The sequence below is a fragment of the Parvibaculum sp. genome (assembly GCF_039973015.1).
Lineage (GTDB): Bacteria > Pseudomonadota > Alphaproteobacteria > Parvibaculales > Parvibaculaceae > Parvibaculum.
In genome coordinates, this window is the sequence record NZ_JBDWLT010000007.1 from 127,758 (window position 1) to 153,683 (window position 25,926).

23 protein-coding genes and 2 tRNA genes are annotated in these 25,926 nt (G+C 62.1%); 12 read left to right on the plus strand and 13 right to left on the minus strand.

From position 1 onward, the window contains the following. Positions 1-2: 2 nt before the first annotated feature. Both ABJO61_RS05320 and ABJO61_RS05325 read left to right on the plus strand, forming a co-directional pair. Positions 3-1,091 carry a Zn-dependent alcohol dehydrogenase gene (locus ABJO61_RS05320; protein ID WP_348327443.1) on the plus strand — a complete coding sequence of 363 codons (1,089 nt, stop codon included), beginning with the start codon at positions 3-5 and terminating at the stop codon, positions 1,089-1,091. A 185-nt stretch (positions 1,092-1,276) separates the two neighbouring features. Further along, the gene (locus ABJO61_RS05325; protein ID WP_348327446.1) at positions 1,277-1,468 is read left to right on the plus strand and encodes a hypothetical protein; all 192 of its coding nucleotides are present in this window, start codon (positions 1,277-1,279) and stop codon (positions 1,466-1,468) included. 3 nt (positions 1,469-1,471) lie between these two features. Here ABJO61_RS05325 and ABJO61_RS05330 read toward each other — a convergent pair whose 3' ends face one another. The 4 genes from ABJO61_RS05330 to ABJO61_RS05345 form a co-directional block, all read right to left on the minus strand. Beyond that, a complete protein-coding gene (locus ABJO61_RS05330) occupies positions 1,472-4,213 on the minus strand; it encodes a valine--tRNA ligase (RefSeq protein WP_348327449.1) in 2,742 nt (913 codons plus the stop codon). 130 nt (positions 4,214-4,343) lie between these two features. After that, complete coding sequence (locus tag ABJO61_RS05335; protein WP_348327452.1) at positions 4,344-5,141, minus strand: DUF2497 domain-containing protein; 798 nt, start codon at positions 5,139-5,141, stop codon at positions 4,344-4,346. A gap of 142 nt (positions 5,142-5,283) precedes the next feature. Beyond that, complete coding sequence (locus tag ABJO61_RS05340) at positions 5,284-6,681, minus strand: TolC family outer membrane protein (protein WP_348327455.1); 1,398 nt, start codon at positions 6,679-6,681, stop codon at positions 5,284-5,286. 151 nt (positions 6,682-6,832) lie between these two features. Further along, positions 6,833-7,495 carry a protein-L-isoaspartate O-methyltransferase gene (locus ABJO61_RS05345; RefSeq protein ID WP_348327458.1) on the minus strand — a complete coding sequence of 221 codons (663 nt, stop codon included), beginning with the start codon at positions 7,493-7,495 and terminating at the stop codon, positions 6,833-6,835. A gap of 278 nt (positions 7,496-7,773) precedes the next feature. On the opposite strand from ABJO61_RS05345, the gene ABJO61_RS05350 reads away from it, so the two are divergent. Continuing rightward, positions 7,774-7,847: transfer RNA gene (locus ABJO61_RS05350), tRNA-Cys, on the plus strand. A 64-nt stretch (positions 7,848-7,911) separates the two neighbouring features. Here ABJO61_RS05350 and ABJO61_RS05355 read toward each other — a convergent pair. Genes ABJO61_RS05355 through ABJO61_RS05365 form a run of 3 tightly spaced genes read right to left on the minus strand, consistent with a single transcriptional unit; the run spans position 7,912 to position 11,027 of the window. After that, positions 7,912-9,234, minus strand: a complete 1,323-nt coding sequence (locus ABJO61_RS05355; protein WP_348327461.1) for an O-antigen ligase family protein — start codon at positions 9,232-9,234, stop codon at positions 7,912-7,914. Positions 9,235-9,237: 3 nt separating this feature from the next. Beyond that, a complete protein-coding gene (locus ABJO61_RS05360) occupies positions 9,238-10,467 on the minus strand; it encodes a glycosyltransferase (RefSeq protein ID WP_348327464.1) in 1,230 nt (409 codons plus the stop codon). Then, on the minus strand, positions 10,467-11,027 hold the full coding sequence (locus tag ABJO61_RS05365) for a polysaccharide biosynthesis/export family protein (protein WP_348327467.1): 561 nt from the start codon (positions 11,025-11,027) through the stop codon (positions 10,467-10,469). Before ABJO61_RS05365 ends, ABJO61_RS05360 begins: the two co-directional genes overlap by 1 nt. Positions 11,028-11,288: 261 nt before the next feature. Here ABJO61_RS05365 and ABJO61_RS05370 point away from each other — a divergent pair, with 261 nt between their 5' ends. Next, positions 11,289-13,511 carry a polysaccharide biosynthesis tyrosine autokinase gene (locus tag ABJO61_RS05370; RefSeq protein ID WP_348327470.1) on the plus strand — a complete coding sequence of 741 codons (2,223 nt, stop codon included), beginning with the start codon at positions 11,289-11,291 and terminating at the stop codon, positions 13,509-13,511. Here the strand turns inward: ABJO61_RS05370 and ABJO61_RS05375 are convergent, their stop codons facing one another. From ABJO61_RS05375 to ABJO61_RS05390, 4 genes are read right to left on the minus strand one after another with little or no spacing between them, the layout of a single operon-like run. Continuing rightward, positions 13,512-14,420, minus strand: a complete 909-nt coding sequence (locus ABJO61_RS05375) for a cupin-like domain-containing protein (RefSeq protein ID WP_348327473.1) — start codon at positions 14,418-14,420, stop codon at positions 13,512-13,514. It abuts the gene before it with no gap. Then, a complete protein-coding gene (locus ABJO61_RS05380; protein ID WP_348327476.1) occupies positions 14,404-15,693 on the minus strand; it encodes a GNAT family N-acetyltransferase in 1,290 nt (429 codons plus the stop codon). The genes ABJO61_RS05375 and ABJO61_RS05380 overlap by 17 nt, the downstream gene beginning before the upstream one ends. Further along, on the minus strand, positions 15,690-17,033 hold the full coding sequence (locus ABJO61_RS05385; RefSeq protein WP_348327479.1) for a polysaccharide biosynthesis C-terminal domain-containing protein: 1,344 nt from the start codon (positions 17,031-17,033) through the stop codon (positions 15,690-15,692). Before ABJO61_RS05385 ends, ABJO61_RS05380 begins: the two co-directional genes overlap by 4 nt. A gap of 56 nt (positions 17,034-17,089) precedes the next feature. After that, the gene (locus ABJO61_RS05390; RefSeq protein WP_348327482.1) at positions 17,090-18,358 is read right to left on the minus strand and encodes a GNAT family N-acetyltransferase; all 1,269 of its coding nucleotides are present in this window, start codon (positions 18,356-18,358) and stop codon (positions 17,090-17,092) included. 148 nt (positions 18,359-18,506) lie between these two features. Here ABJO61_RS05390 and ABJO61_RS05395 point away from each other — a divergent pair, with 148 nt between their 5' ends. Continuing rightward, positions 18,507-19,589, plus strand: coding sequence for a polysaccharide deacetylase family protein (locus ABJO61_RS05395; RefSeq protein WP_348327485.1), 1,083 nt, complete (start codon positions 18,507-18,509; stop codon positions 19,587-19,589). Here the strand turns inward: ABJO61_RS05395 and ABJO61_RS05400 are convergent. Beyond that, on the minus strand, positions 19,586-19,825 hold the full coding sequence (locus ABJO61_RS05400; protein ID WP_348327488.1) for a hypothetical protein: 240 nt from the start codon (positions 19,823-19,825) through the stop codon (positions 19,586-19,588). The genes ABJO61_RS05395 and ABJO61_RS05400 overlap by 4 nt on opposite strands. A gap of 164 nt (positions 19,826-19,989) precedes the next feature. Between ABJO61_RS05400 and ABJO61_RS05405 the strand changes: the two genes are divergently transcribed. From ABJO61_RS05405 to ABJO61_RS05435, 7 genes are all read left to right on the plus strand, one after another. Further along, positions 19,990-20,064 (plus strand) — tRNA-Asn (locus ABJO61_RS05405). Between the two features lie 151 nt (positions 20,065-20,215). After that, the gene (locus ABJO61_RS05410; protein WP_348327491.1) at positions 20,216-20,569 is read left to right on the plus strand and encodes a metalloregulator ArsR/SmtB family transcription factor; all 354 of its coding nucleotides are present in this window, start codon (positions 20,216-20,218) and stop codon (positions 20,567-20,569) included. Between the two features lie 136 nt (positions 20,570-20,705). Continuing rightward, positions 20,706-21,953: a cyclopropane-fatty-acyl-phospholipid synthase family protein gene (locus ABJO61_RS05415; protein WP_348327494.1), complete on the plus strand. Its 1,248-nt coding sequence runs from the start codon at positions 20,706-20,708 to the stop codon at positions 21,951-21,953. 55 nt (positions 21,954-22,008) lie between these two features. Then, the gene (locus ABJO61_RS05420) at positions 22,009-22,623 is read left to right on the plus strand and encodes an NUDIX domain-containing protein (protein ID WP_348327497.1); all 615 of its coding nucleotides are present in this window, start codon (positions 22,009-22,011) and stop codon (positions 22,621-22,623) included. A gap of 94 nt (positions 22,624-22,717) precedes the next feature. Further along, positions 22,718-23,716 carry a cysteine synthase A gene (locus ABJO61_RS05425; RefSeq protein ID WP_348327500.1) on the plus strand — a complete coding sequence of 333 codons (999 nt, stop codon included), beginning with the start codon at positions 22,718-22,720 and terminating at the stop codon, positions 23,714-23,716. Between the two features lie 21 nt (positions 23,717-23,737). After that, complete coding sequence (gene sseA, locus ABJO61_RS05430) at positions 23,738-24,583, plus strand: 3-mercaptopyruvate sulfurtransferase (RefSeq protein WP_348327503.1); 846 nt, start codon at positions 23,738-23,740, stop codon at positions 24,581-24,583. A 20-nt stretch (positions 24,584-24,603) separates the two neighbouring features. Next, a complete protein-coding gene (locus ABJO61_RS05435; protein ID WP_348327506.1) occupies positions 24,604-25,122 on the plus strand; it encodes a GNAT family N-acetyltransferase in 519 nt (172 codons plus the stop codon). Positions 25,123-25,131: 9 nt separating this feature from the next. On the opposite strand, the gene ABJO61_RS05440 is transcribed toward ABJO61_RS05435, so the two are convergent. Beyond that, positions 25,132-25,920, minus strand: a complete 789-nt coding sequence (locus tag ABJO61_RS05440) for an amino acid ABC transporter ATP-binding protein (RefSeq protein WP_348327509.1) — start codon at positions 25,918-25,920, stop codon at positions 25,132-25,134. Positions 25,921-25,926 lie beyond the last annotated feature (6 nt).

Consider the following 25,926-nt stretch of genomic DNA (forward strand, 5'->3'; position numbering starts at 1 on the left):
CCATGAAAGCCGCCGTTCTGCGCGAGGTGGGCAAGCCGCTCACCATTGAAAATGTCCAGATCAACAAGCCGGGCCCCCACGAGGTGCTGATCCGCACCGCGGCCGCCGGCGTCTGCCATTCGGACCTTCACTTCGTGGAAGGCTCCTACCCCTACCCGCTGCCCGCCGTGCTCGGCCATGAAAGCGCCGGCGTGGTGGAACAGGTGGGCTCGGAAGTACGCACGGTGAAGCCGGGCGACCACGTCATCACCTGCCTCTCGGCCTTCTGCGGCCATTGCGAACATTGCCTGACGGGGCATCTGTCACTCTGCGTGAGCCCCGAAACGAAGCGCGGGGCGGAGGAAGAGCCGCGCCTCGGCACCGCACCCGGCGGCATGAACCAGTTCCTCAACCTGTCGTCTTTCGCAGAGCAGATGCTGATCCATGAACATGCCTGCGTGGCGATCCGAAAGGACATGCCGCTCGATCGGGCGGCGCTGATCGGCTGCTCCGTGACGACGGGCGTGGGCGCGGTGATCCACACATCGAAGGTGCGGCCGGGCGAGACGGTCGCCGTTGTCGGTGCGGGCGGTGTCGGCCTTGCCTGCGTCAATGGCGCGGCGATTGCGGGCGCGGGCCGCATCATCGCCATCGACATGCAGGGCTCGAAGCTGAACCTCGCCAAGGAATTCGGCGCGACGGACGTCGTGAACCCGAAGGACGGCGACCCTGTGCAGCAGGTGATGGAACTCACGAACGGGCTCGGCGTGCACCACTCCTTCGAGGCCATCGGCCTGAAGGCAACGACGGAACAGGCCTTCCGCATGCTCGGACGCGGCGGCACGGCAAACGTGATCGGCATGATCCCGGTCGGCGTCAATATCGAGCTGCACGGCGTCGACTTCCTCGCCGAGAAGCGCATTCAGGGCTCCACGATGGGCTCGAACCGCTTCCCCATCGACATGCCGCGCTTCGTGGACTTCTACATGAACGGCAAGCTGAAGCTCGACGAGATGATCTCGCGGCGCATCAAGCTCGAAGACGTGAACGAAGCCTTCGACGAATTGAAGCGCGGCGAACTTGCCCGCTCGGTGATCGTGTTCGACAACTGACCGCGACCGGTCCCGCAATGTGGAAAGGCGGCCCCGAGGGGCCGCCTTTTTCGTTCACGCTTGTGTGATTGAGTGACAGGAACGTTTCACGAAGGACGCACGTTCAAAAACCATGTGGGGAGGGTCAACAACAGGCAAAGGAGAGCATCATCATTCACCCCGATCCGATTACCCTCATTATTCTGGTGATCGCGCTGATCATCCTGCTGCCGGTCCTGCTCTGGCTCGGGATCACCGTCCTCTGGATCGCCGCTGGCCTCTTCGCAGGCACCTTCGTCTACTTCTTCCTGCTCTACCTTTTCGCGATACCAATACTTGCCGCGGCGGGCGGCATCGCCGTCGCCCTCATGATCTGGGCGGCGCTGCTGAGGAGGTGAAACTTACGCCGCCCCTTCAAGCCGCTTCAAGGCATCGGTGAACTTGGCGATCGCCGCTTCGGCATCGGCTTTCCGTTCGCGCTGTTCCTCGACAACCTGCTCCGGCGCACCGGCGAGGAATTTCGCATTGCCGAGCTTCGCGTCGATCTTCTTCACCTCGCCTTCGAGCTTGCCGAGCTCCTTGCGGAGACGCGCCGTTTCGGCCTCGACGTCAATGAGACTCGCGAGCGGCAGAATGAGCGTTGCTTCGTCGAGCACAATCTGGATCGCACCATGCGGCGCCTCCGTCGCGACCTCGACGCTGGACAGGCGCGCGAGACGGTCGATCAGGCTGCGGTGACGCTCAAGCCGCGCGAGGCTCTCCGCGCTCGCATCCTTGATGAGAAGCGCGACCTTGGCGCCGGCGGGCACATTCATCTCGGCACGGACCGAACGGATTTCCGTGATGAAGCGGATGACCCAGTCCATCTCTGTATCGGCGGCGGCATCGCCAAGACCGATGCGCGCCGGCCAATTTGCGGTGACGAGCATGCTCTCGCGCGCCGGACCTTTTTCGGCCGTGCGCTCCCACAGTTCTTCGGTGATGAAGGGCATGAAGGGATGGAGCATGAGCAGGATGCGGTCGAGCGCCCAGGCGGCGGTTGCGCGCGTTTCGGCCTTCGCTTCCTCGTTCTCGCCCATCAGCAGCGGCTTGATGAATTCAAGATACCAGTCGCAGAAGACGTTCCAGACGAAGCGATAGGCGGCGTTCGCCGCATCGTTGAAACGATAGGCCTCGATGGCCTCGGTGATTTCGGTGGAGGTGCGCTCGGCCTCACCCGCGATCCACTTGTTGACGGTCTCCTTGACCTTCGCGGGGTCGAAACCCTCGACACGCACGCATTCGTTCATCTCGCAGAAGCGCGCGGCGTTCCAGAGCTTGGTGCCGAAATTGCGATAGCCTTCGACGCGGGAGGTCGCGAGCTTGATGTCGCGGCCCTGCGCCGCCATCGCGACAAGCGTGAAGCGCAGTGCATCCGCACCATATTCGTCGACGATCTTCAGGGGATCGATCACGTTCCCCTTCGTCTTCGACATCTTCTGGCCCTTCTCGTCGCGGACAAGGGCGTGGATATAGACGGTGTGGAACGGCACTTCTTCCATGAAGTGCAGACCCATCATCATCATGCGGGCGACCCAGAAAAAGATGATGTCGAAGGCGGTGACGAGAACGTCCGTCTGATAGTAGCGGTCGAGCTCCGGCGTCTTGTCCGGCCAGCCCAGCGTCGAGAACGGCCAGAGGCCCGACGAGAACCAGGTGTCGAGCACATCTTCGTCGCGCGCGAGTTCGATCGTCTTGCCGTAATGCTTCTGCGCGAGTTCGGCGGCTTCTTCATCGCTATAGGCAACGAAGACTTCGCCATCCGGCCCGTACCAGGCGGGAATGCGATGGCCCCACCAGAGCTGGCGCGAAATGCACCAGGGCTGGATGTTGCGCATCCATTCGAAATAGGTCTTTTCCCAGTTCTTCGGCACGAAAACGGTCTGGCCGCGCTCCACCGCCGCGATGGCGGGCTTCGCGAGCGTCGCCGCATCGACATACCACTGGTCGGTAAGATAGGGCTCGATCACGACCAGTTTCGACTTTTCGTCATGGGGAACCATGACGAGCTTGTCCTCGATACGTTCGAGAAGTCCGAGCGCCTCGATATCCGCGACGACCTTCTCGCGCGCCTTGAAGCGGTCCATACCGCGATAGGCCTCCGGCACCTCGTCATTGATCGTGCCGTCGGGGTTGAGAATGTTGATCTGTTCGAGACCCTGCCGCTTGCCGACCTCGAAGTCGTTGAAGTCATGCGCGGGTGTGATCTTCACCGCGCCGGAACCCTGCTCGGGATCGGCGTGTTCGTCGGCGACGATCGGGATACGGCGACCGACAAGCGGCAGTTCCACGAACTTGCCGATGAGCGGCTTGTAGCGCTCGTCTTCCGGGTTCACGGCAACGCCGGTATCGCCCAGCATCGTCTCGGGGCGCGTGGTGGCGACGACGATGTAGTCCCGCGTCTCGCTGCCCGCCGGATTGCCTTCCTCGTCGAAAATCGGCCACTCATAGGTGACGGGCTTTCCGTTTTCCGGGGCGAGCGGATAACGGAAATGCCAGAAATGCCCCTTCACCTCGATGTTCTCGACTTCGAGATCGGAAACGGCGGTCTGGAGCTTCGGATCCCAGTTGACGAGACGCTTGTCGCGATAGATCAGGCCTTCGCGGTACAGCTCCACGAAAACCTTGAGCACGGCTTTGGACAGGCCATCATCCAGCGTGAAACGCTCGCGGCTCCAGTCGCAGGACGCCCCGAGGCGGCGAAGCTGGCCGATGATGGTGCCCCCGCTCTCGCCCTTCCACTTCCAGATGCGCTCAATGAAAGCATCGCGGCCCATCTCGCGGCGGCCCATATTGCCTTCGGCTTCGAGCTGGCGCTCGACGATCATCTGGGTCGCGATGCCCGCATGATCGAGGCCCGGCTGCCAGAGGACGTCTTTCCCCCGCATCCGCTCGAAGCGGATCAGCACGTCCTGAAGCGTATTATTGAGTGCATGGCCCATATGCAGGCTGCCGGTGACGTTGGGCGGCGGAATGACGATGCTGTAGGGCTTGCCACCTGCTTCTACCCGGCCACCCGCTCCAGCACGGAAAGCACCGCTTTCCTCCCAGAGTTCATAGAGCCTGGCTTCGGCTTCCTGCGGGTTGAAGGTCTTGTCGAGCATTGGGGGTCACATCCGTGAAAAAGGGCGCAAAAAAGGGCGGCGCGGGCCTGTGTTACACAGGCAGCGCCACCCTATCAAGCATTCGGAACTGATCAGGCCGGGCCGATATGGCCCCGCGATAGCGGCAGCGTCAGCGTTTGCGCCGCGCTACTCGCTCGATTTCTTCCGCCACAAGCCGTTCGACCAGCGCCGGCAGGTTCTCATCGAGCCAGTCCTTGAGCATCGGACGCAGCATGTCGGCCACGATGTCCTCGAGCGTGCGGCCGCCGGAAGAATCGGCAAGCGAGTTCGCAAGGGCGCCGAATGCCGCTGAAGTGGCGGTCTCGGCATCGCTCGACAGAAGCGGGGACTGATCGGCACTCATAACGGGCTCCTCAACATCGGTGTCGTCGGCCTCGATCACGGAATCGGGCTGCGGCGCAATACCTGCGGCAAGGGACGGCGCCACTTCGGGCTCCGGCTCAGGCGCGAATTCCGGCTCGGCTTCAGCTTCGAGCCGGGGCTCGGGAATCGGCTCGTAGACAGGCTCCGGTTCCGGCGCGGGCTCCTGAATGGGCTCCGGTTCGGGGTCGGGCTCGGCGAACTGAATATCGTCAGCGGCCAGTTCGGGTTCCGGTGTATAGGCCGGCGCCGCCTGCACAGGCTCCGCAGCCGGCGCCTCGTAGACAGGCTCTTCCGGGGCAGCCTCTTCCGGCAGCGCTTCCGTCAGTTCGAGAATATCGTCTTCTTCCGCGGCAACAGGTTCAGCAGCGGCAGGTTCGGGCGCGGGTTCCGGCGCAGGCGCGGGTTCCGCAGGCGGAGGCGGCGCAGCCTCGGCGGATGCAGACGGCGCCTCGTCTTCAGGGCCGCTGTCCTCCGAAATGATCCGCCTGATGGAGGCGAGAATCTCCTCCATCGTCGGTTCTTGTGCCTGGCCTTGATTGCTCATTCCTACGCCCTGCTCACACGTGTTTCGCCTTGTCCAGATAAGACAAATAGCAAGAGAACCTTATGAGAAGTTGAACGGATTTGCCAACTTCCCCTTAATTTCTCTTTAACCGGTCGAACCTGAAAGCGGAGCCTGACGCCGCTTATTCGTCTCCGGCGGTGCCGAAGCCGACCCACTTGTCGCGAACTTCATCATAATTCCGGGTCGGATCGTAATACTGCACCGGAAGATCGAGAGCCTGAGCCGTCAGAAGGCCCATAGCGGCGAGAAGTCCGTATTCGGCAACCGCAAGGTCTCGCTCGGCGCTGACAAGCGAAACGCGGGCATTGAGCGTTTCCTGTTCGGCGTTCAGCACATCGAGCGTGGTGCGCGCACCCACTTCCGACTCCTGACGCACACCTTCGAGCGCGATCTCGCTGGCGTTCACGCCTTCCTTGGTGGAAATGATGCGCGCGCGCGACGAACGCAGCGTGTCCCATGCATTGCGGACGGCTTCATCCACCTCGCGCATGGCGGCTGCGACCTGAAGACGGCTCTGGTTGTGAAGTTCTTTCGCCTCGCGCACCTGCGAATATTCCGCGCCGCCCTGATAGAGCGGAATGGTGAGCACACCGAGGAGCGAACTTTCCTCGACATCGCGAACGGTCAGCGACGGGTCGCGCCCATACTGGTACTGCGCCTGGATATCGACGCTCGGAAGCAGCACACCCTTCGCAACGGAAATCGCCTCACTGTTTGCCCGCTCGGCATAGCGCGCGGACTGGAGCGTGGGATTGTTCCGCTCGGCAATGGCGCGCGCAGCTTCCTCGCTTTCGGGAAGGGTAGCGATAGCAGGCGGCTTTTCCAGCGTACCCGGCATCTGACCGACGACGCGCTCATAGAAGGCGCGGCTCGCGGTGAGCTGCGCTTCGGCGGCCGTAAGGTTCGATTTCGACAAGGAAAGGCGGGCCTCGGCCTGCGCCGTATCCGTCCGGGTGAGTTCGCCCACGCGGAAGCGGTCCGTGGTGGCTTCCAACTGACGCTGGAGCACTTCGACATTGCTGCGATTGAGTTCGACGGTGCTTTGGTCACGGATGACGTTCATATAGGCCTGAACGGCATTGAAGAGTGTCGCCTGCTCCACGCTCTTCAAGGCTTCGCGGCCCGCCAGCACACCGAACTCCGCCTGATCGGTCGCATTCACTGTGCGTCCGCCTGCAAAGACGTTCTGGCTAAGTGTCACGGAACCCGTATAGGGCTCAATGTCGCCATCGGATTTGATGCCGCTGTTGAGGGTCGTTTCCGTATGCGTTGCGCCGTAAGTACCCTGCGCCTGCACGGTCGGGCGCCAGCCCGAAAGCGCCTGTGACACGCTTTCATCGGTGGCGCGCAACTGAGCGCGCTGCGCAGCCAGCGTCGGATTTGTGGCATAGGCGGCTGTGAGCGTGTCGGTGAGACTTTCAGCACTGGCAGGCGTGAGGGCCAGAAGGCCGGTCAGCGCGGTGGTGCCAAGAGCGAGGGACAGGATACGTGTCAGGGACGTGGTGCTGGATCGTTTCATTCTTCTTACTTCTCCGCGAAAGAGGCGGCTTCGTCCCTCAACGCATCCGCAGGTGAACCTCAAGACCGGCAGGCTAAATGTAGGAAAGGAGAATTGCTATTCCCAGATTGAGAAGTATTTTCCCTGAATAGGTGCAATCTGCCAGCAAAAGTCAGAAAACAAAGCTTTCGACAGGCTCGAAGCCCGGAAGAAAGCGAACATTCGCATCGAATGCGTCGCGCCCGCTGAACGAACCGCCCGAGCGGACATAGAGCCGCGCCCGGCCCGAAACGCCGTCTCCCAGCACACAGACGAGACGGCCATCCTCGCGAAGCTGTTTCTGCAATGATTCCGGGACCGAACTGACCATGCCGTTGATGAAGATGACGTCATAGGGCGCCTGCTTCGCATAGCCTTCCGGCAAAGCCCCCGTCACGACGACCGCATTATCGACGCTGAGATCGGAGAGCGTGGCGCCCGCCTGCGCGGCAAGCGCCTCATCGCATTCGAGGGCGACGACCGTGCCCGCGATGCGCGACAGGACGGCAGTGGAGTAGCCCGTGCCGCAACCGACATCGAGGACGAGATCGTCATTGCCGATTTCGGCTAGCTGGACGAGCTTCGCAAAGACGCGGGGCTCCATGAGAAAACGCGGCGGCGTTCCGTCAACGATCTTCACATCCTCGTCCATATAGGCGATGCCCTGCCGGGCGGTCGGGACGAAACGCTCGCGCGGGATATCGGCGATGGCGTCGATGATGCGCTCATCCGTAACGGAATTCACACGGACCTGGCTCTCGACCATGTTGTGACGGGCTGCGGCAAAGTCGGTCATGATCTCATCCAGAGGCTTGGGCCCGAGACGGCCCTCATGTAAGGCGATTTGCCCGCGTTTATACTGGCCCCGGCGTTCAAACTCAATTCGCGGAATGTCGCGGGGCGGAATGTCAGGAGATTAAGAGTACGGAAAGCCCTATGGCGTATTGGTCGTTGTACCCGGGCCGGGGAATTGCTATACCCCGCCCGCCCCGAGATTGCGGCTACGAACCCCCGGACGATCGGAGATTCGCCTCAATATCAGGCCGGCACCCAGCCGGACACCAAGGGGAGATTGGCCACGTGGCGGAGTGGTGACGCAGCGGACTGCAAATCCGTATACCCCGGTTCGATTCCGGGCGTGGCCTCCAATCACCTCATATCGATGAACGAGCAAGAAACCCGCCCCGGCGGGCCCGTATTCCTGTGTCTTGCTTATGTCTGGAAGCCGGATGCGCCGGGGGCAATATCCGGCGCTCCCCGCGACGGCATCCGCAGAATGCGCCGCCTCACGCCGCCGCGCTCCTCGACGGCGAGCATCACGCCCCAGAGCGTTCCCATCAAAAGATAGAAATGGCGCCAGTTATCGATATCGATGATGACGGCTTCGCCGACATGGCCGAGGACCGCCGCGTAAATGACGATGAGGATGCCCTGCTCCGGGCTGTCACGGCCAATGGCGCGCCATCCCCTTACCAGGGTGACGATTATCAGCGCAATAAAGGCAAGCCCCGACAGAAAGCCGCCGCCGACAAGGATGTGCAGATAGACATTATGGGTGTCCAGTTTGTTGATCATCGCCCATTGCGCCGGGCCGAGGCCAAGCGGCTTTTCGAGCGCCATCGCCAGGGCGCGTGACTGGCTCTGGAAGCGTCCATGATCGGGGTCTGTGTCGTAGCTCTGGGTCAGCGAGGCGCGCTGGGCAAAGAGATCCGCCACCTTGGGGCTCGACAGCGCAAAGCCGACCACACCCACCATGACCACCACGGCCAGCGCACCGAAGAAGATGAGCCGCATCGTCTGGAGATAGGATTTCGAGGTCGAGAGCGTCAGGCCGAAAAAGACGAGGCCCGCAAAGAGAAGATTGCCCCAGGCGCCGCGCGAGAAGCTGAGCAGGAGCGCAAGCACCAGCACGCCGAGCGGCAAGACCATCCAGAGCGCGCGGACCGACTGCGCGGTGCTGAGCTTCCAGGCGAGAAAGAGAACGGGTGCGACCAGGAAGGGACCGAAGACGTTCGGATCGTTGAAGGTGCCCCGCGCGCGGCCATATTCGGTGAAGATTTCCGCCCCCGGCAACAGGCCGAAATAGCCGACAATGCCGAGTGCGGCCGCAATCGCCGCCGCCGCCGTATAGGCCCAGAAGATTTGCGAGAGCCGCCGCATCGGGTCCGCATAGACCCATGACGCAAAGAAAAGAAAGCTGCCTACCAGATAGACCGTCGTCATCAGCGCGGGCTTGACGCGCTCCATGTAGAGAGCATCCATCGCCCCGATGCCGAAGCCCGCGACGATGAGCCCCCAAAACGCCGCAGGCGGACCGAGACGGCGCGGGAAGCGAAGTCCGAGGAGAAAGAGAAGAGCTATCGTGCCCGCCATCATCAGGTCATAGGGCGAGGGGTTGTCCTGTGTCTGGTCCGAGCGGACATAGAAACTCGTGAGGATGACAAGCACGACAAGACATTCGGCGAGAAGCACCGCAAGCGGACGGCACGGGGCCCCCTTGCGTCTGTCACCGATGTCGATCTGCCAGCCGTCCATGGTTCAGCGTTCCGCGCCGGTGAAGCCCGGACGAGCGGGCGCCTCCGCCCTGCCCTTGCGCGCCATCTCCTCTCCGGCCTCACGCATATCGAGAAGGCGGGCATAAAAGCCGTCAACGCCATCGACCATGCGGGCAACGGAAAAGAATTCGCGAACGCGGTCGCGAAGCGCAATGGCATCGGCTTCGAGAGCCTGAGGATCGCCGAGTGCGCGCGCGAGTGCAGCGGCAAGCGCAGGCACATCTCCCGGCGGCACGAGGCGGGAACTGAGAGAACCGAAAATCTCCGGCACGCCGCCAACCTTCGTTGCAATCAGCGGTATTCCCGCCGCGGCGGCTTCAAGCGCCACATATGGCAGCGATTCATGCCAGGACGGCATCACCACCACGCGGGCCAGGCTGAAGGCCTCGCGTGCGGGCATCGCCCCCATGAATTCGATCGTCGCTTCGCCGCCTGCTTCCGCCGCCATCTTCTCGAATTCGGCACGGTCCGGCCCGGCGCCGACAATGCGAAGGCGGACAGGCCGCGGAAGGAAGGAGGCCGCCTGAATGAGCGTCGACACGCCCTTCAGCATGCGAAGCTCACCGATGAAAAGAAAATCGGCGAGGTCGCTGGCCGGGGCCACCGGCTCGAACTCTGACTCGGAGAGACCGTTATGGATGACGACGGTCGGTGCGGCGGGCCTGCCGACCTTGGCGCGATAGGCATTGCGGCTGAATTCGGATTCGAAGATGAGGCCGTCTGTACGCTGACGCATCAGACGCTCGGCCCCGAGATAGACCATACCCTCGAGGCTTGCCGCGCCATAATGCAGCGATCCGCCATGCGGTGTGTAGATGCGGAGCGCATCCGGCGCGCCGCCCGCAAGACGCGCGAGCATACCGCCCTTGGCACCGTGGCCGTGAACGATATCGGGCTTCAACCACTGCAGCAGGCGCGATACTTCGCGAATATTCACGATGTCGCCAAGACCGGGAAGGCGCGACATGCGAACGACATGGAGGCCGAGACCGCATTGGGGCGCGAGCTTCGCAAGCGCCGCCGCGGCGCGCTCGTCCGGCGGCTCGGCGCAGATCACGCCAACCGCGATACCCGCTTCCTGCTGTCCGGCGACGAGATCGCGCACATGACGAAAGAGACCGCCCATCGGCAGGCGCATGACATGAACGGCCCTGCGCACGCTCTTGCGCGCATCTTTCCGACCGTTCCGGCCGCTATGCGCAGCGGCGGCCATCAGAAATAGCGCTCCCGCACGAGGATCGTATCGCCCGGCAGGACGGGGGCCGTGCTGTCGACACCGATTTCGACGATGTGGTCGCCGCGATTGCGCGTGATCTTCACCCGGTCCTCGTCGGCGCGATAGGTAAAGCCGCCCGCAACCGCGACCGCGCTCTGAACCGTCATGCCGTTCACGTAAGGGTACTGACCGGCGCGCTGCACTTCACCGAGAATGAAGAAGGGCCGGAACTCCGTAACCTGCACACTGACATTGGGATTGCGCAGCAGGGTATTGCTGAGCTGGACGGCGACGACATCCTCGAACTCGTCGGTGGTGAGACCGCGTGCCTGAATGGGCGGCATCAGCGGCATGGAGACGGCGCCGGAACTGTCCACGGTGAAATCGCCGCTGAGTTCGGCCTGACCGAAAACGACGATGCGCAGCTTGTCGCCCGTATCGAGGCGATAGGTGTCGTTTTCGGTGGAGACTGGACGTTCTGCAATGACCCCCCGCTCCGCGCAGCCGGAGACTGCGGCGAAAATCGCCATCAGGAAAAGGGCGAGACGAAGCTTCATGGACAGACTCTCTGGAAAGGTTTCGTGCCTCTGGAGACTAGAGGCGGAAGGGTTAATTTTTTCGCAATTGCCAGCATGTCCGGCTGTGTGAACAAGGTGAAAAAACGGGTGAAAACCTGCTTTCCCGGCCGCTTCAGGGCACCGCGTTAAGGCTTCCGTTACCTAAAGGCCGTCTACTGCCAAGCGGCACTGGACGCAGTGTCCCTGCCTGCCCGGCACCTCGTTTCGGGCAAGCGGGCAAGTACCTCCAGAGCGGAACGCATGACCGACACCCATCCGAACTCCGTAGTCACTTTCGGCGACCGCCGCCGCAATGCGCCAAACGAGAGCGCAGCAGGCGATATTTCGCCGTGGGAAGTGCTGCGCGGCGTATGGGCCCGCAAGGAAATCATTCTCGGCGTATTCCTGGCCTTCATGGTCGTCGCCGCGTTCTGGCTGTTTACGGCAACACCGACATATACCGTCGAAACCCGCGTGATGCTCGCGCCGCGCGCAGGCGAAATCTCGACTTTCGACAATGAGAGTTCGCCGCTGCTCCCGGATGCGCAGACCCTTCAGACCGAAATCCAGGTACTGACCTCGCGCCTGCTGGTGGCGCGCCTCATCACCGATCTCGGCCTTGCCTCCAATCCCGAATTCAATCCGGCGCTTCGCTCGCCGGGTTTTCTCGGCCGCGTCGCCGTTGCCTTCGGCATGCGCGCGCGCACCCCTTCGACCGATATCGAGGAAATCACTGACGTCGTGCTCTCGCGGCTGGAGGTCTATCAGAAGACAAATTCGCGCGTCATCGCCATCGTCTTTACCTCCGTCGATCCGCGTATGGCGGCTATCGTTCCCAACCGGCTTGCCGAACTTTACATCGAGCAGCAGATCGAGCAGCGGACGGGCGTGACCAGCGAAGCCACGAAATGGCTCGCCGAACAGATCGAGGAACTGCGCGGCAAGGTGCAGAAGTCCGAAGCTGCCGTGGAAACATTCCGCACACGCTCCGGGCTCTTCCTCACCGACGGTTCCACCCTGCCCCAGCAGCAGCTCACGCAGCTTAACAGCCAGCTTTCCTCCGCCGAGGCAGATCGTGCCGCCGCACAGGCGAAACTCGGCAATGCGCGCGAGCTTCTTGCATCGGGCAATGCGGTGAACTCCGCCGCCGAAGTGCTGCAGTCGCCGCTGATCCAGAACCTGCGTCAGCAGGAGGTCGCACTCCGCGCCCAGATCGCGCAGATGTCGGAGACGATGCTGCCGACGCATCCGCGCCTTCAGGCAGAACAGGCAAACCTCGCCGACCTGGAGCGCCAGATCGAAAAGGAGGTCCTGAAGATCATTGAGGCGCTGGAGAACGAGGCGCGGGTGGCCTCTGCGCGCGTGAACTCGCTCCGCGCAAGCCTGACCCGGCTACAGCGCCGCATGGGCGAACTGAATCAGGACGAGGTGAAACTGCGGGCGCTCCAGCGCGACGCGGCTTCGAACCGCGCGCTGCTCGAATCCTTCCTGCTGCGCTATCAGCAGGCAACGGCTCGCGCCGAAGCGGACGCACAGGCAGCGAATGCACGCATCGTCTCGCGCGCCCAGCAGCCAGCCGAGCCGACCTTCCCGCGCATGTCATCCGCGCTCACATTCGCCACCATCGCGGGTGTCATTTTTGCGTTCCTCGTCACTTTCCTGATCGAGGTCTTCTCGCGCGGCTTCCGCACCGGCGAGCAGGCCGAACGGACAACGGGGATGCCCTTTCTCGGTCTCGTGCCGGAAGCGGAAATGAAGCGTGGCACCCTCGCACCCGCCGACGACATTCTCCGCAATCCCTCCGGGCCCTACGCGGAATCCATCCGCGCCCTTCAAGGACATGTTCTGCTCGCCCGCGTCGGCGACCGGCGCGCCCGCACCGTGCTCGTCACCTCCGCACTCGAAGGCGAAGGCAAGACGGAGACGGCCGCAAGCCTCGCCCGTGTTTTTGCGCTCGGCGGATATCGAACGATCATCGTCGACGCCGACATGCGCGATGCGTCCGTTCACGAAGCAATGAATGTCGCGCGCCGCCCTGGCCTGGCCGACCTGCTGATGAGCCGTGCAGCCTTCCAGCACGTTATCCGCAAGGATTCCATGAGCCCCGCCCACATCATGCAGGCAGGCACACCCATCGCCAACCCGACCGGCGCCCTTGCCTCCTCGCAGATGCAGTGGGTGCTCAGCGCGCTGCAGCAGACCTATGACTATGTGATCATCGACTCGCCCGCGGCCCTATCGGCCGCAGACGCGCAAGTGCTCGCAAAAACCGCAGACGTTACGATACTTGTGGTGAAATGGTCGTCGACAGGACGCCGCATCGTTGCCCGTGCGCTGAAGCTTCTCTCGGCGGCAAGCAGCCGCCGCGTGGGGATCCTGCTGACGCGGGTCAACCTGCGCCGCTACCGCCGCTATGGCGACGAGGCGCTACGGGAATATCCCGCGCACCCCGTCCAGCAGCGGGTTGCGGCACATCGGGCCTGATCAGCCCGCCACCGCCTGCGCCTTCCGTCCAAAGAAAATCGCAACGGCCTTGTGCCTGTCACCCACGAAACGCTTCACCGTGTCGTAGGCCGGGCGCAGCACATCATAGGCCGCAATCTTCACCCGGTCCCACAAGGGATGTTCGCCCGCATCTGCCTGCGGGAAGCCGAGCTTGCGCAAGCCTGCATTCATGTAGGAGAGCTTCACCAGACGCTGCGAAGCCTCGGTGTGCCAGGTGATCGAGAAGGAGACGGAAACCTCGTCGCCGTTCTGCACCCAATGCGGCGCGAAGAGCGGCACGAAGATACCTTCTCCCGGTTCTATATGCTGTTGCGTGGCCTTCGCCTCGAGCGCGTCGGCATAGGGCAGATTGCGGTGCTTGCCGGGAAAGAGCTCCATGTCCTCGGCGCTTGCGACCTCACGGTCGCTCGGATCGAAGAGCGACATACGCTTCCCCCCGCGCAGCTGAAGCAGGAAGTTCAGCTCCGGGTCCATGTGGAACGGTGTGACATTGCCGGGTGAAGTGACGAAAATGAAAGCCTGACGCATCATCCCCGCACCCATGAGCCCGCCGGTCTGCTCAGCCACCTGGTCGAGACAGGCATCGAGCAGCTCCTTGTATTCCGGATCGGCCTCGACGTTCTTGATGACCATCCAGGACTTTGCTTCTTCGATACGGTGAACGGTTTCTTCCGGCGTCATGCCGTTCGAGGGCGTAAGCGAAGGATCCTGATTGGGCGAAACCGGACCGTTGAACTCCACCTGATCGGCAGGCAAGGATGCCGCGAGGCGCGCAAGCCGCTCAAGCGTGAACAACGGATGATTGTCGAGCGAATGCGCCACCCGAAATGTCGAGCGCGGCATCTCTTCCGTGACGCATCCCGTTTCGACTTCAATCAGCTTGTTCATTTCCATCTCCTTGCAGACGGTCGTAAAGAACGCGGAGTTTGGCGCGCGCAGCCGCTTCGGCGCGCTGGGCAAATGTAATCCAACCGGCAAGCGGCGCGCTGAAAGCGTGATCCGTCGTAACGAGCATACTGCTCATGGTACGGCGTTCCGCCCAGATGTGGTCAATCATCGGATGGCCGGGCACGGCGCAGGAATCAACCCAGTCGACCTTGTCATCGCTGAGGAAAGCGCCGATGGCTTTCAGCATCAAAAGCGTACCGGGCGAATAACGCGAATAGCTTTCGTCGAAGGCGATCTTGAAGGTGAAGACGCCGCGTCCCGAGCGGAAGCTGGCAAGCATCGCAAGCGGCTTTCCGTCCAGCGTGAGTTCGGTGCAATGCAAGGTTCCCGCCCGATGCGCACCGCGGCATATTTCTTCGAAATAGGCGCGCTCATTCGCACGCATCTTCATTGCCGTCCCGCGCTTGCCTTTCCAGCCCCGTGCTTCGAGCGTAAGGAATCGGGCGATCCACTCGTCAATGTTTTCGCCGCCCTCATGCGCCGTGAAATCGAGTGCCCCCAGTTCCGCCAGCCGGTTCCAGAGCCTGTTGAATTCCTTGCGTTTCTTTTTGCGGATATTCGCCGCGAGGTAGGCTTCCCCGTCGAGCTCGGAGCGAAGAAAGGCGCGTTGGTGGCGCCCGGTCTCGCGGAAGCGGACATTGCCTGACGCCATGATCTCGCGAAGCGCCTTGTCGAAGGCGCCCTCGGCTTCGAAGAGCGGAAAGTCGACCAGCGCCGCACCTTGCATTTCCGCAAGAGCGAAGAACCGGCGAACCGCCTGCTGCTCGTATCCGCCGCGCAACAGCGGCGTTCCTATATAGCTATGGATGTGCTGCCAGACATGCCAGATCGGAAATGGCGAGCCATAGAGACCCCGCGAGACACGGTAAGGCACGAGACCGACCAACAGACGGTTGCCGGTCCCGTCGGCCTCGCTCCAGAGGAGCGCCACGCGGGCTTCATCTTTTTTCTGGAGATGCTCCATCGCAGATGCGAGCGTCGCGCTCTCAAACTGCACGTTCCTGTCGGTCGCGAAAGCGGCGAGCGCGTCGATTTCCGCGCGAAACGGCATGATCGCATCCGCGCTTTCGAGGATGATGACATCGGCGCTTGGCGGGCGGCCATGCAGATAGCGCGCGGCATGGCTCAGCACTTCAACCGTGAGTTCATTTCCGATGCGCGAGCGTTTCTTCGCGAAACCCTGCCAGAGTGGATATTGGCCAAGACCCGTCATGCAGCCCTCGTGGCGTTAAGCTTGCGCCGGACGGGTCCAGCGAGAACAAAGACAGTGATTCCAAGGCGGCGGCGAACAATGACGGCGAGCCAGAGCGTCGAGGCAACGATGGAGATGGCAGTCGCGATTGCGGCGCCCATGAGCCCGAGTGATGGCACCAGCAGGAAATTGAGCGCGATATTCGCGACCGCGGCAACGCCATAGGTCCAGCCGACGGCGTTCTGGTTGCCCGTCATGTTGAGCAGATATTCCGTGGACCCTGTCGCTGCGCGCGCAAGGAAGCCCAGCATCAAAACGCAGAGTACGGGATAGCCCGCATCGAAATTCTCGCCAAAGAGGCCAAGCGCGAAATTGCCGCCGAGAAGAAGAACGGCACCTGCCGCCACCGTCGGCCAGAAGATCCACTGGGTCGAACCCTGAACGAAAGCCTCCAGTTCCTCGCGCTTGCCCGCGCTATGCAGCTCCGCGAATTTCGGGACGGCGAGCGCCGCGACCGAGAACTGAATGAAGGCCATGAGATTTGCGATGCGCGTGGCGGCAAAATAAATGCCGACTTCGTCGGGCGCGACGAAATAGCCGAGCAGCACGATGTCCGTATTGGTAAGAAGGAGAAAAAGCCCCTCGACGAGCACCAGCGGCGCGGAGATCGCGACCCAGTGTTTCACGTGATAGACGGGTTTTGCACCCGGCACCACCTGTGTGACGCGGCGCGACAGGACGAAGCGCTGCCCGAGCATGGTGACAAAGGTTGCAACAAGTGCAGCAAGCGTTACGTGAAGGCCCGTGGCGCTGCCGGTGAAGTAGATGATGCCGCCCGTAATGATCACGATAGCGAGCGGCCGAACGATATAGTTCGGAACATAGGCGAGATTGACCCAGCCGAAGGCGCGCGCCGCGCCCTCCTGCCAGTCCATCAGCGCAAAGCCCGGCACGCAAAGAAGCGCTATGGCGAGCGGCCAGAGATAATAATCCTGGATGTAGCCGTTGAGCGCCCAGAGAAGAAGCAGCCCGGCCGCCGCCGCCGCCGCACCGAGCGCGGCAACGATGCCGAAAGACGCCTTGAGGACGCCGGCAAGACGGCGCCATTTTTCCGCCGCCCTGTATTCGGGAATAAAACGAAGCACGGACGTGCCGAAGCCCAGCGGCACAACAATGCCAAGCACCACGACCCAGACCCAGACATAGGCGAAGATGCCGTATTCGAAAGCGCCCATCCAGCGCGCAAGCAGCACCTGGCTGATCAGCGCGATGGCGGCGCCGGCGATACGAATACCCATGACGAAGGCCGCCCCCCGGACCACGCCCGCGAGATGCGCATCGCCAAGCTTGCCGGCGATCATGTGCCCGATGCGCCTGAAGCGCGGCGGGAGCCTGTCCGGATTCATTGCTGTAGCCCTCAAGCCCGGGCGGTGAATGTCGCGGTGAAAACGCCCTTCGCCGCGCGCAGCCGGGTGAACCCCTGCCAAAGTACCGGGGTCTGCTTGATGAATCGTTTAACCTGGAGATAAGCGATGCGCGGGCCGAGACCGAGCCAGCCGACGAGATTGTTCGGCTCGACATGGTCGAAGAGCTGGACCTCGACTTCGCACCACTGATCCTTGTAGCCCTCGTCGCCGATCGTGAAATCGAAGGCCGCCTTGCCGGTTTCGGTCGCGCGCGTCATGAGCTCCATGAGCAGGATCATGCCGGGACCGAAACGCGAGGCTTCCGACTTCTCGTCGTAGCTCGCGAGCACATAGTGGTAGCGGCCGCCATAGTTGAGCCCCCAGGCCGTCGCCGCGACCGTGTCGCCGACCGCAAGATGATTGACCTCGATCAGCCCTTCCGCGTCCTCGCTCGTCGAAACATCGCGATAGAAGTCGCGATAGCCCGGCTTGTCGAAAAGATTGGCCACGCCCATGCGCGCGAAGGTGATGGCCTTTTGCTCCATCAGGGTATCGAGCGAGCGGAGCTTCTCATCCGCGCTCTCCGGCGTGACAAGCGAAACCGCGCCGAGTTCCTCGGTCTTGCGGCGCTTCTGCTTGTCGCGCTTCTTGCTGCCGGACGAGCGCTTCTCGCCATAATAGGTGGCCCAGTCTTCCTTCAGCATCGTCATGTGAGCGGAAGATGCATTCTGGCGCAGACCGCCAAGCGTCATCATCGGATTGGCCTGCTCGCCGACGCGCTGCGGCATACGGCTGAGCGTGACGATGTGATGGGTGGGGAGCGTGTCGCGGATCTCGTCCCAGAGCGCCGGGAACTGCGCGGGCGAGATATAGCGCGGGAAATCGCGGGAAAGCAGCGGCGCGTTGTAGTCGCTGAGATCGCCGCCGAGCCAGGAAAGCTTGTGACAGATCACACCGTTTTCGATGCCGAGCGGAAGAATGAACAGCGCACCGCCTTCATTGTCCCATCCGACGACAATGGCGGGCTTCACGCCCTGCTTCGTCCCGATATGACGCTGCCAGGCGGAGACCCATGCGTAGGTCTGGAACGGCGTGCCATCGCCGGACTTTTCGAGTGCCTGCCATACCGCCTTGAGCGGCTCGATCTCGTCATGAACGGAGATGAGCACTTCCGGACGGCCCGCCGGCACACCAAAAATGGCAGTTTTCCGAGGGGTTTCAGCCTTGAAACCGGTCTGAAACTGGCTCTGGTCTTCGAACTTGCTCGTAAGCGGCGTCATGGGCGGCCTCGCCTTGTATCTGTTTCCCTGCAGGGTGCCGCGTTCGTCCGTTTCCCGAATCTGGACGCGCCATCCTGCCTCAGACCGAAGGTTGCAAAGCCTGTGCTAGTCGCACCGCGTTAACCTTTTTCCCCGAAAATGGCGGGTAATGAACGACACCGCCCGCATATCCCGAGATGCCAGCCCGTCGCTGATGGGCCGGACACTACTCGCCCTCCATGCAAGCGGCGCACACCGGCTCGCGCCAAAATCGCTGGCGGGGATCGGCGTCATCTTCATGTTGCACCGGGTGCGCGAAGACGATGGCGCGGCATTCGCGCCAAACCGCATCCTCGAAATCACGCCTTCCTTTCTCGAAGAGACCATCGGGACGGTACGCGAGCTCGGCTATACCTGCATGTCGCTCGACGAGGCCGTGACACGTCTCGAAAAGGGCGAGCATGGCGAACGCTTCGCGGTCTTCACGCTTGACGATGGCTACAAGGACAATCTGACGGACGCCCTGCCCGTTTTCGAGCGCCATGACGTTCCCTTCACTGTCTATCTGACGACGGGACTGCCGGACGGGCACGCGGAAATCTGGTGGGTGGCGCTTGAGCGCGCGATTGCAGCGGCAAACGCCGTGCGCATCGCGCTTCCGGGCAACGAGATTTCGATGTTCACGCGCGACGTCAATGAAAAGAACGCGGCCTGGAACAGGATCTATTGGACGCTGCGCAAATTGCCCGAACATGAAATGCGCGCCGAAGTGCGCAAGCAGGCGATGATGCATGGCGTCGACATGGCCGCGCTCACGCGCGAACTGGCGATGACATGGGACGAGGTGCGCACCCTCGCCGCCCATCCGCTCGCAAGCGTCGAGGCGCATACGGCCGACCATTTCGCGCAAAAGGGATTGTCCGCCAGCGAGGCTCGCAGCGACATCGAACGCGGGGTCTCGCGGATGGAAACGGAACTGGGATACCGCCCGCAGCACTTCTCCTATCCCTATGGCGATCCAGGCTCGGCCGATGAACGCGATTTCGCACTTGCCGGGGCGCTTGGCTTCCGCTCTGCAACAACGACCCGCAAAGGCCTCGTCCAGCCCCGCCACGCAAAGCGGATGACAAGCCTGCCGCGGCTCTCGCTCAATGGAGATTTTCAGGACCGGCGAATGCTGGAGACGCTGCTGAGCGGCCTGCCTTTCGCATTGGCAAAACCCATCCGCTCGCTCGGGATCGATGGAGCCTAGCTGCCCTGCTTGCGCCGCCGCCTGCGGCCCCACCAGACCTCGAAGCGTCGCCGCCAACGCCGGACCGGATGCAGGTCGACGGAGAGGACAAGCACACCGAGCGGCAGCATCCAGAAACCGACCACCGGCAGGAAGCCGACCGTGCCGCCGAGAATAAGAAGAATACCGACGACGATTCGCAGGATTGGCGGACCTGGAATCCGCATTCGCTTGTCGCCGAATCGCACCGCAGCCATGAAATGCCGTTCTCCGCGAAAATCGGCGGCCTGATACGCCGAACTTGTTTCGGCAGATAGGACCGAAAGGTGGCGATAGCAAGACATTTGGACTGGCACGGGCCAAATGTCTTTGCTATATGCAGGCCCAATCGGTAGCGCCTGTGAAGGTCGCCACCGCTTATTCCTCGGTAGCTCAGTGGTAGAGCAATCGGCTGTTAACCGATCGGTCGCTGGTTCGAATCCGGCCCGGGGAGCCAGTTTCGCCGCGGCGCGTCATGGGAGATCACCCGGACGCGCCGCGGCTTTTTCATTTCAGGGTCATTTTCCGGCGTCAGGCTGTCCCCAACGGGACAATTGTTAGCGCTAATGCTAAGTATGTAGCTCACAGCGAACCTCCCGGTGAGAGCCATGACCACAAGCCAGACCGCATTCGACCATACCTTCATCGCGCTTGCCGATCCGACAAGGCGCTCCGTCATCGAGATGCTGACACAGGGCCCGCAAAGCGTCAGCGAGCTCGCGCGGCGCTTCACCCTCGCCTTGCCGACCTTCATGTCGCATCTGCGCATTCTCGAACGCGCCGGTCTCGTGAAGACCCGGAAGGCCGGCCGTGTACGGACCTGTACACTGGATGCGACGAAACTCACTGCCGCCGAAGACTGGATGCACCGGCAAAGGCAGCTCTGGGAGACGAGGCTCGACCAGATGGATGATTATGTGAAGCAGTTGCAAGAAGAAGAGAAGAAATCAGGCCGGAAATAGCGGTATTCCCCCCTTCGGTTCCTCTGGACGTGAACCGTCCGCCACACCATTGCGTACAAATATCCAGTAAAGAGTGAGTGAGCGGAGGGGCTTTCCTGCTTATACTCTTCCTGGACAATGGATGGAGTGGAACCGCATGCAACAGCAGGCAGTGGCCAGTCGAACCGAAACGTTCGCCGTTACCCCGGAGAACGTGTCTTCTATCGGCGGTATTCCGCAACTCGCGCGAATCGTCTTCCGCGCGCTGGCGAAAATCCGCCACGGCTCCATGACCGTTACCCTGCCCGACGGGCGGCGGCTTCTTTTCCGGGGCACTGAACCGGGCGAAGACGCCGAACTCGTGATCCGCGATTTCCGTATGACCCGGCGCTTCTTCTCCGGCGGCGACCTCGGCGCGGCCGAAGCCTTTCTCGACGGCATGTGGGACAGTCCGAACGTCACCGCCTTCCTTCAGTTTTTCCTGCGTAACAAGGAAGCTCTCCAGGACAAGCTGAACGGTATGCCAATTGCGCGACTGTTCTCGCGCCTCGGCCATCTGATGCGCCGGAACTCGAAGAGCGGCTCGAAGCGCAACATCGAATACCATTATGATCTCGGCAACAGCTTCTATACGCGCTGGCTCGATCCGACGATGACCTATTCGGCGGCTCGCTTTTCCCATCCGGGTCAGGAGCTCTCCGAGGCGCAGACCAACAAGTACCGCTCGCTGGCCGAACAGATCGGCCTCCGGCCCGAACATCACCTGCTCGAAATCGGTAGCGGCTGGGGCGGCTTCGCGGAATATGCCGCGAGCGAGATTGGCTGCCGCGTGACCGGCATCACCATCAGCAAGGAGCAACTCGCCTTCGCGCGCGAGCGCATGGAGAAGAAGCAGCTCACCCACAAGGTCGACATCCGCTACCAGGATTATCGCGACGTGGACGAGAAGTTCGACCGGGTAGCCTCCATCGAAATGTTCGAGGCGGTGGGCGAGGAATACTGGCCGACCTATTTCCAGAAGGTACGGGACTGCTTGGAGCCGGGCGGCAAGGCCGGGCTCCAGATCATCACCATCGAAGACCGGGCCTTCGACGCCTATCGCAAGCGCGCGGACTTCATCCAGCGCTACATTTTTCCAGGCGGCATGCTGCCCTCCCCAAGCGCGCTACGTCAGCAGGTTGCGCAAGCGGGCCTCACCTGGGCAGGCAACCTGGAGTTCGGCCTCGACTACGCAGAGACGTTGCGCCAGTGGCGCGAACGGTTCCGCACGGCCTGGCCGGAAATCCGCTCGCAGGGTTTCGACGAACGCTTCCGCCGCATGTGGGAATATTACCTCTCCTATTGCGAGGCAGGATTCCGCGCCGGGAACATCGACGTGACGCAGGTGACGCTCGCCCGGCAATAGCAGCGGCGGCGCTCGACTGCTAAGCTCCGCCTCTCATCCCAAGCGGAGCACCTTTATGGATTCCCGTCTCGTCCCGACGCCGCGCAGTCTTGCCGATGTCGATCTTCAATCGCGCGACACCATCGGCCAGGGTTGGGGGAAGCTCGACCGGTTCACCTTTCGCCATCGCCGCTTCGACGGCGAATGGTCCGATCCCGTCACACGCGATGTCTATACCATCGGCGAAGCCGTGAATGTTCTTCCCTACGATCCCGATCTCGACGCCGTGGTGCTGATCGAGCAATTCCGCGCCTGCGGCCTCGCCTGGGGCGAAGCGACCTGGCTCTTCGAGGTCGTGGCCGGGATGCGGGACAAGGACGAGACGCCGGAGGAAGTCGCCCGGCGCGAGGCGGTGGAAGAAGCGGGCTGTGAACTGCGCGCCGTTCACCCGGTCTCGACCGTCTGGTCCTCGCCGGGCGGATATGGCGAAAGGGCCTATCTCTTCGTTGGACTGGCCGCTCTGGAGGGCATAGGCGGCATCCACGGCCTTGCCGAGGAGCATGAAGATATCCGCGCGGTGGTCGTGCCGCTGGCGCAAGCCTATGCCGCCACGCAAGACGGCCGCATCCAGGACACAAAAACAACCCTTCTTATTCAATGGCTTATGCTGAACAAGTCACAGCTCAAATGAATAGTGGTCATTCTCGCTAACGCCTTGAACCAAGGGCACCCCCTCCGTATGTTCCAGTGCAACACGCACAAAAACAGATAACGAAATCAGCCCCATGGACATCAAGAACGGTCTCGTCGACTCGATCGGCAACACACCCATGCTGCGCCTGAAGCACGCATCGGAAGAAACCGGCTGCGAGATTCTCGGCAAGGCCGAATTCCTGAACCCCGGCCAGTCGGTGAAAGACCGCGCCGCCCTCTACATCATCGAGGACGCGGTGAAGCGCGGCGCACTGAAGCCCGGCGGCGTCATCGTGGAAGGTACGGCTGGCAATACGGGCATCGGGCTCGCCCTTGTCGGCAATGCGCTCGGCTTCCGCTCCGTGATCGTGATCCCGGAGACGCAAAGCCAGGAAAAGAAGGACATGTTGCGGCTCTGCGGCGCCGAGCTGATCGAGGTTCCGGCGGTGCCTTACAAAGACCCGAACAACTACGTGAAATATTCGGGCCGCCTTGCCGAGGAGCTTGCGGCGAAGGAGCCGAACGGCGCCATCTGGGCGAACCAGTTTGACAATGTCGCAAACCGGCAGGCGCATATCGAGACGACGGGGCCTGAAATCTGGAAGCAGACGGACGGCAAGGTAGACGGCTTCATCTGCGCCGTCGGCACGGGCGGCACGCTGGCCGGCACGGGTATGGCGCTGAAGGCGAAAAGCAAGGACGTGCAGATCGGCATTGCCGATCCGATGGGTGCCGCGCTCTACAACTATTACAAGAATGGCGAACTGAAATCCGAGGGGACCTCGATCACCGAAGGTATCGGACAAGGCCGCATCACGGCGAACCTTGAGGATGCGCCGATCGACCAGGCCTTCCAGATTCCCGACGAGGAAGCCCTGCCGATCATCTTCGGATTGCTGAAGGAAGAAGGTCTCTGCCTCGGCGGATCGAGCGGCATCAATGTCGCAGGGGCAATTCGCCTCGCGAAGGAAATGGGCCCCGGTCATACAATCGTCACCGTGCTCTGCGATTACGGCACACGCTACCAGAGCAAGCTGTTCAACCCGGCTTTCCTCAAGGAAAAGAACCTGCCTGCGCCGGATTGGCTCTAGGCGGAACGAGGGACGAGAGACATGTACGAGGCCACCTCTCCGCTTGTGACAACCGAATGGCTGGCGACGCATCTGGATGCGCCCGATGTGCGCGTGGTAGACGCCTCATGGTACCTGCCGCAGATGCAGCGAAACGCCCGCGAGGAATATGAACGCGAGCACATTCCGGGTGCTGTCTTTTTCGATATCGACGAGATTTGCGATCTCGACAGCCCCTATCCCCACATGCTGCCACGCCCGGAAAAGTTCTCGTCGCGTGTCCGCGGCATGGGGCTCGGCGACGGCAACCGCGTTGTCGTCTATGACGGAGCCGGCCTTTTCAGCGCCGCCCGCGTCTGGTGGATGTTCCGCGTCATGGGTCATGACGATGTGACCGTGCTCGATGGCGGATTGAAGAAATGGAAAGCAGAGGGACGTCCGCTCGACGACATGCGCCCGCGCAGCTCCGCGCGCCACTTTACGGCACGGCGCAACACCGGCCTCATTCGCGACCGCAAGGCGATCCTTCAGAATATCGATACATGCGCCGAGCAGGTGCTGGATGCACGGAGTGCCGGACGTTTCCATGCGAAGGAACCCGAACCTCGCCCGGACCTGCGCGGCGGTCATATTCCCGGCAGCTTGAACTTGCCCGCAAGCAAGCTCATTGCCGAAGACGGCACAATGAAAAATCCCGAAGAACTGAAAAAGCTTTTCGAGGGCGCGGGCATCGACCTCAACCGCCCCGTCGTCACGACATGCGGCTCGGGCATCACCGCCTCTATTCTCGCGCTTGGTCTTGCCGTACTCGGCAAGCCGCAGGTTCCCGTCTATGATGGGTCATGGGCTGAATGGGGCGCGACGGCGGAGATGCCCGTCGAAAGCTGAACAAGAAACGGGCGTGAGGGATGGGAAAAAAACACAAGACAGTCGTCACCCATCTCGAAATGACGGCACCGCCGCGCCTGCACCCTGTTCCGCGCCCGCCCGGAAAATACGCCCTGATGCGCGCGGAAAACCCGCCGGTTCATTTCTATCGCTATCTCTACGATGCGGTTGGCCGCGACTACGTCTGGGTGAACCGCAAGCGGCTGTCGGATGCCGCCCTCGCACAGATCGTCCAGCACCCGGAAGTCGAAATCTACGTGCTTTACGTGAACGGCGTACCGGCCGGCTATTTCGAACTCGACTTTCGTGCGCTGCCGCGCGCCGAGCTTTCCTTCCTCGGACTGATGCCCGAACAGGTCGGCGCCGGCCTTGGCAGCTTCCTGCTGCGCGAGGCGATCAGCACGGCCTGGTCGCACGAGACGACGCGTCTCATCGTGCAGACCTGCACCCTCGATCATCCGCGCGCCTTGCCGCTTTATCAGCGCATGGGCTTCACGCCCTACGCACAGGAAGAAGCGGTGCTGGAAGAGATCGGCTGAGCGCCGAACTCAATGCCCGAGAATTTGCGCGAGGAATTCCTTCGTCCGCGCGTGTTTTGGCGCGTTGAAGAATTCCTCCGGGGGCGCTTCCTCGATAATCTCGCCTGCATCCATAAAGACCACGCGGTTTGCGACTTCCCGCGCAAAGCCCATTTCATGCGTGACGCAGAGCATGGTCATGCCTTCCTGCGCAAGCTCCACCATGACGTCGAGCACTTCCTTGATCATTTCCGGGTCGAGCGCGGAGGTCGGCTCATCGAAGAGCATGATCTTCGGGTTCATGCAGAGAGCGCGGGCAATAGCCACGCGCTGCTGCTGACCGCCCGATAGCTGCCCGGGATATTTCATCGCTTGCTCGGGAATGCGCACACGTTCGAGAAAACTCATGGCGAGATCGCGCGCTTCGCGCTCCGGCATCTTGCGCACCCAGAGCGGCGCCAGCGTGCAGTTCTCCAGCACCGTCATATGCGGGAACAGGTTGAACTGCTGAAACACCATGCCGACTTCGCGCCGTACCTCGTCGATGCGTTTCAGGTCTTCGGTGAGTTCAATGCCGTCAATGACGATGCGGCCCTCGTCATGCGGCTCCAGCCGGTTGATGCAGCGGATGAGCGTGGACTTGCCCGAGCCGGACGGCCCCGCAATGACGATGCGCTCGCCTTCGTTCACCGTCAGATCGATATCTTTCAAAACGTGAAAATCGCCAAACCATTTGTTCACACCGGTCATCTCGATCATCACCTTGTCGGAGACTTTGAGTTTCGGCGTTTTTACCGGCGCTGCGGTTCCCTCGGACATCGTTAT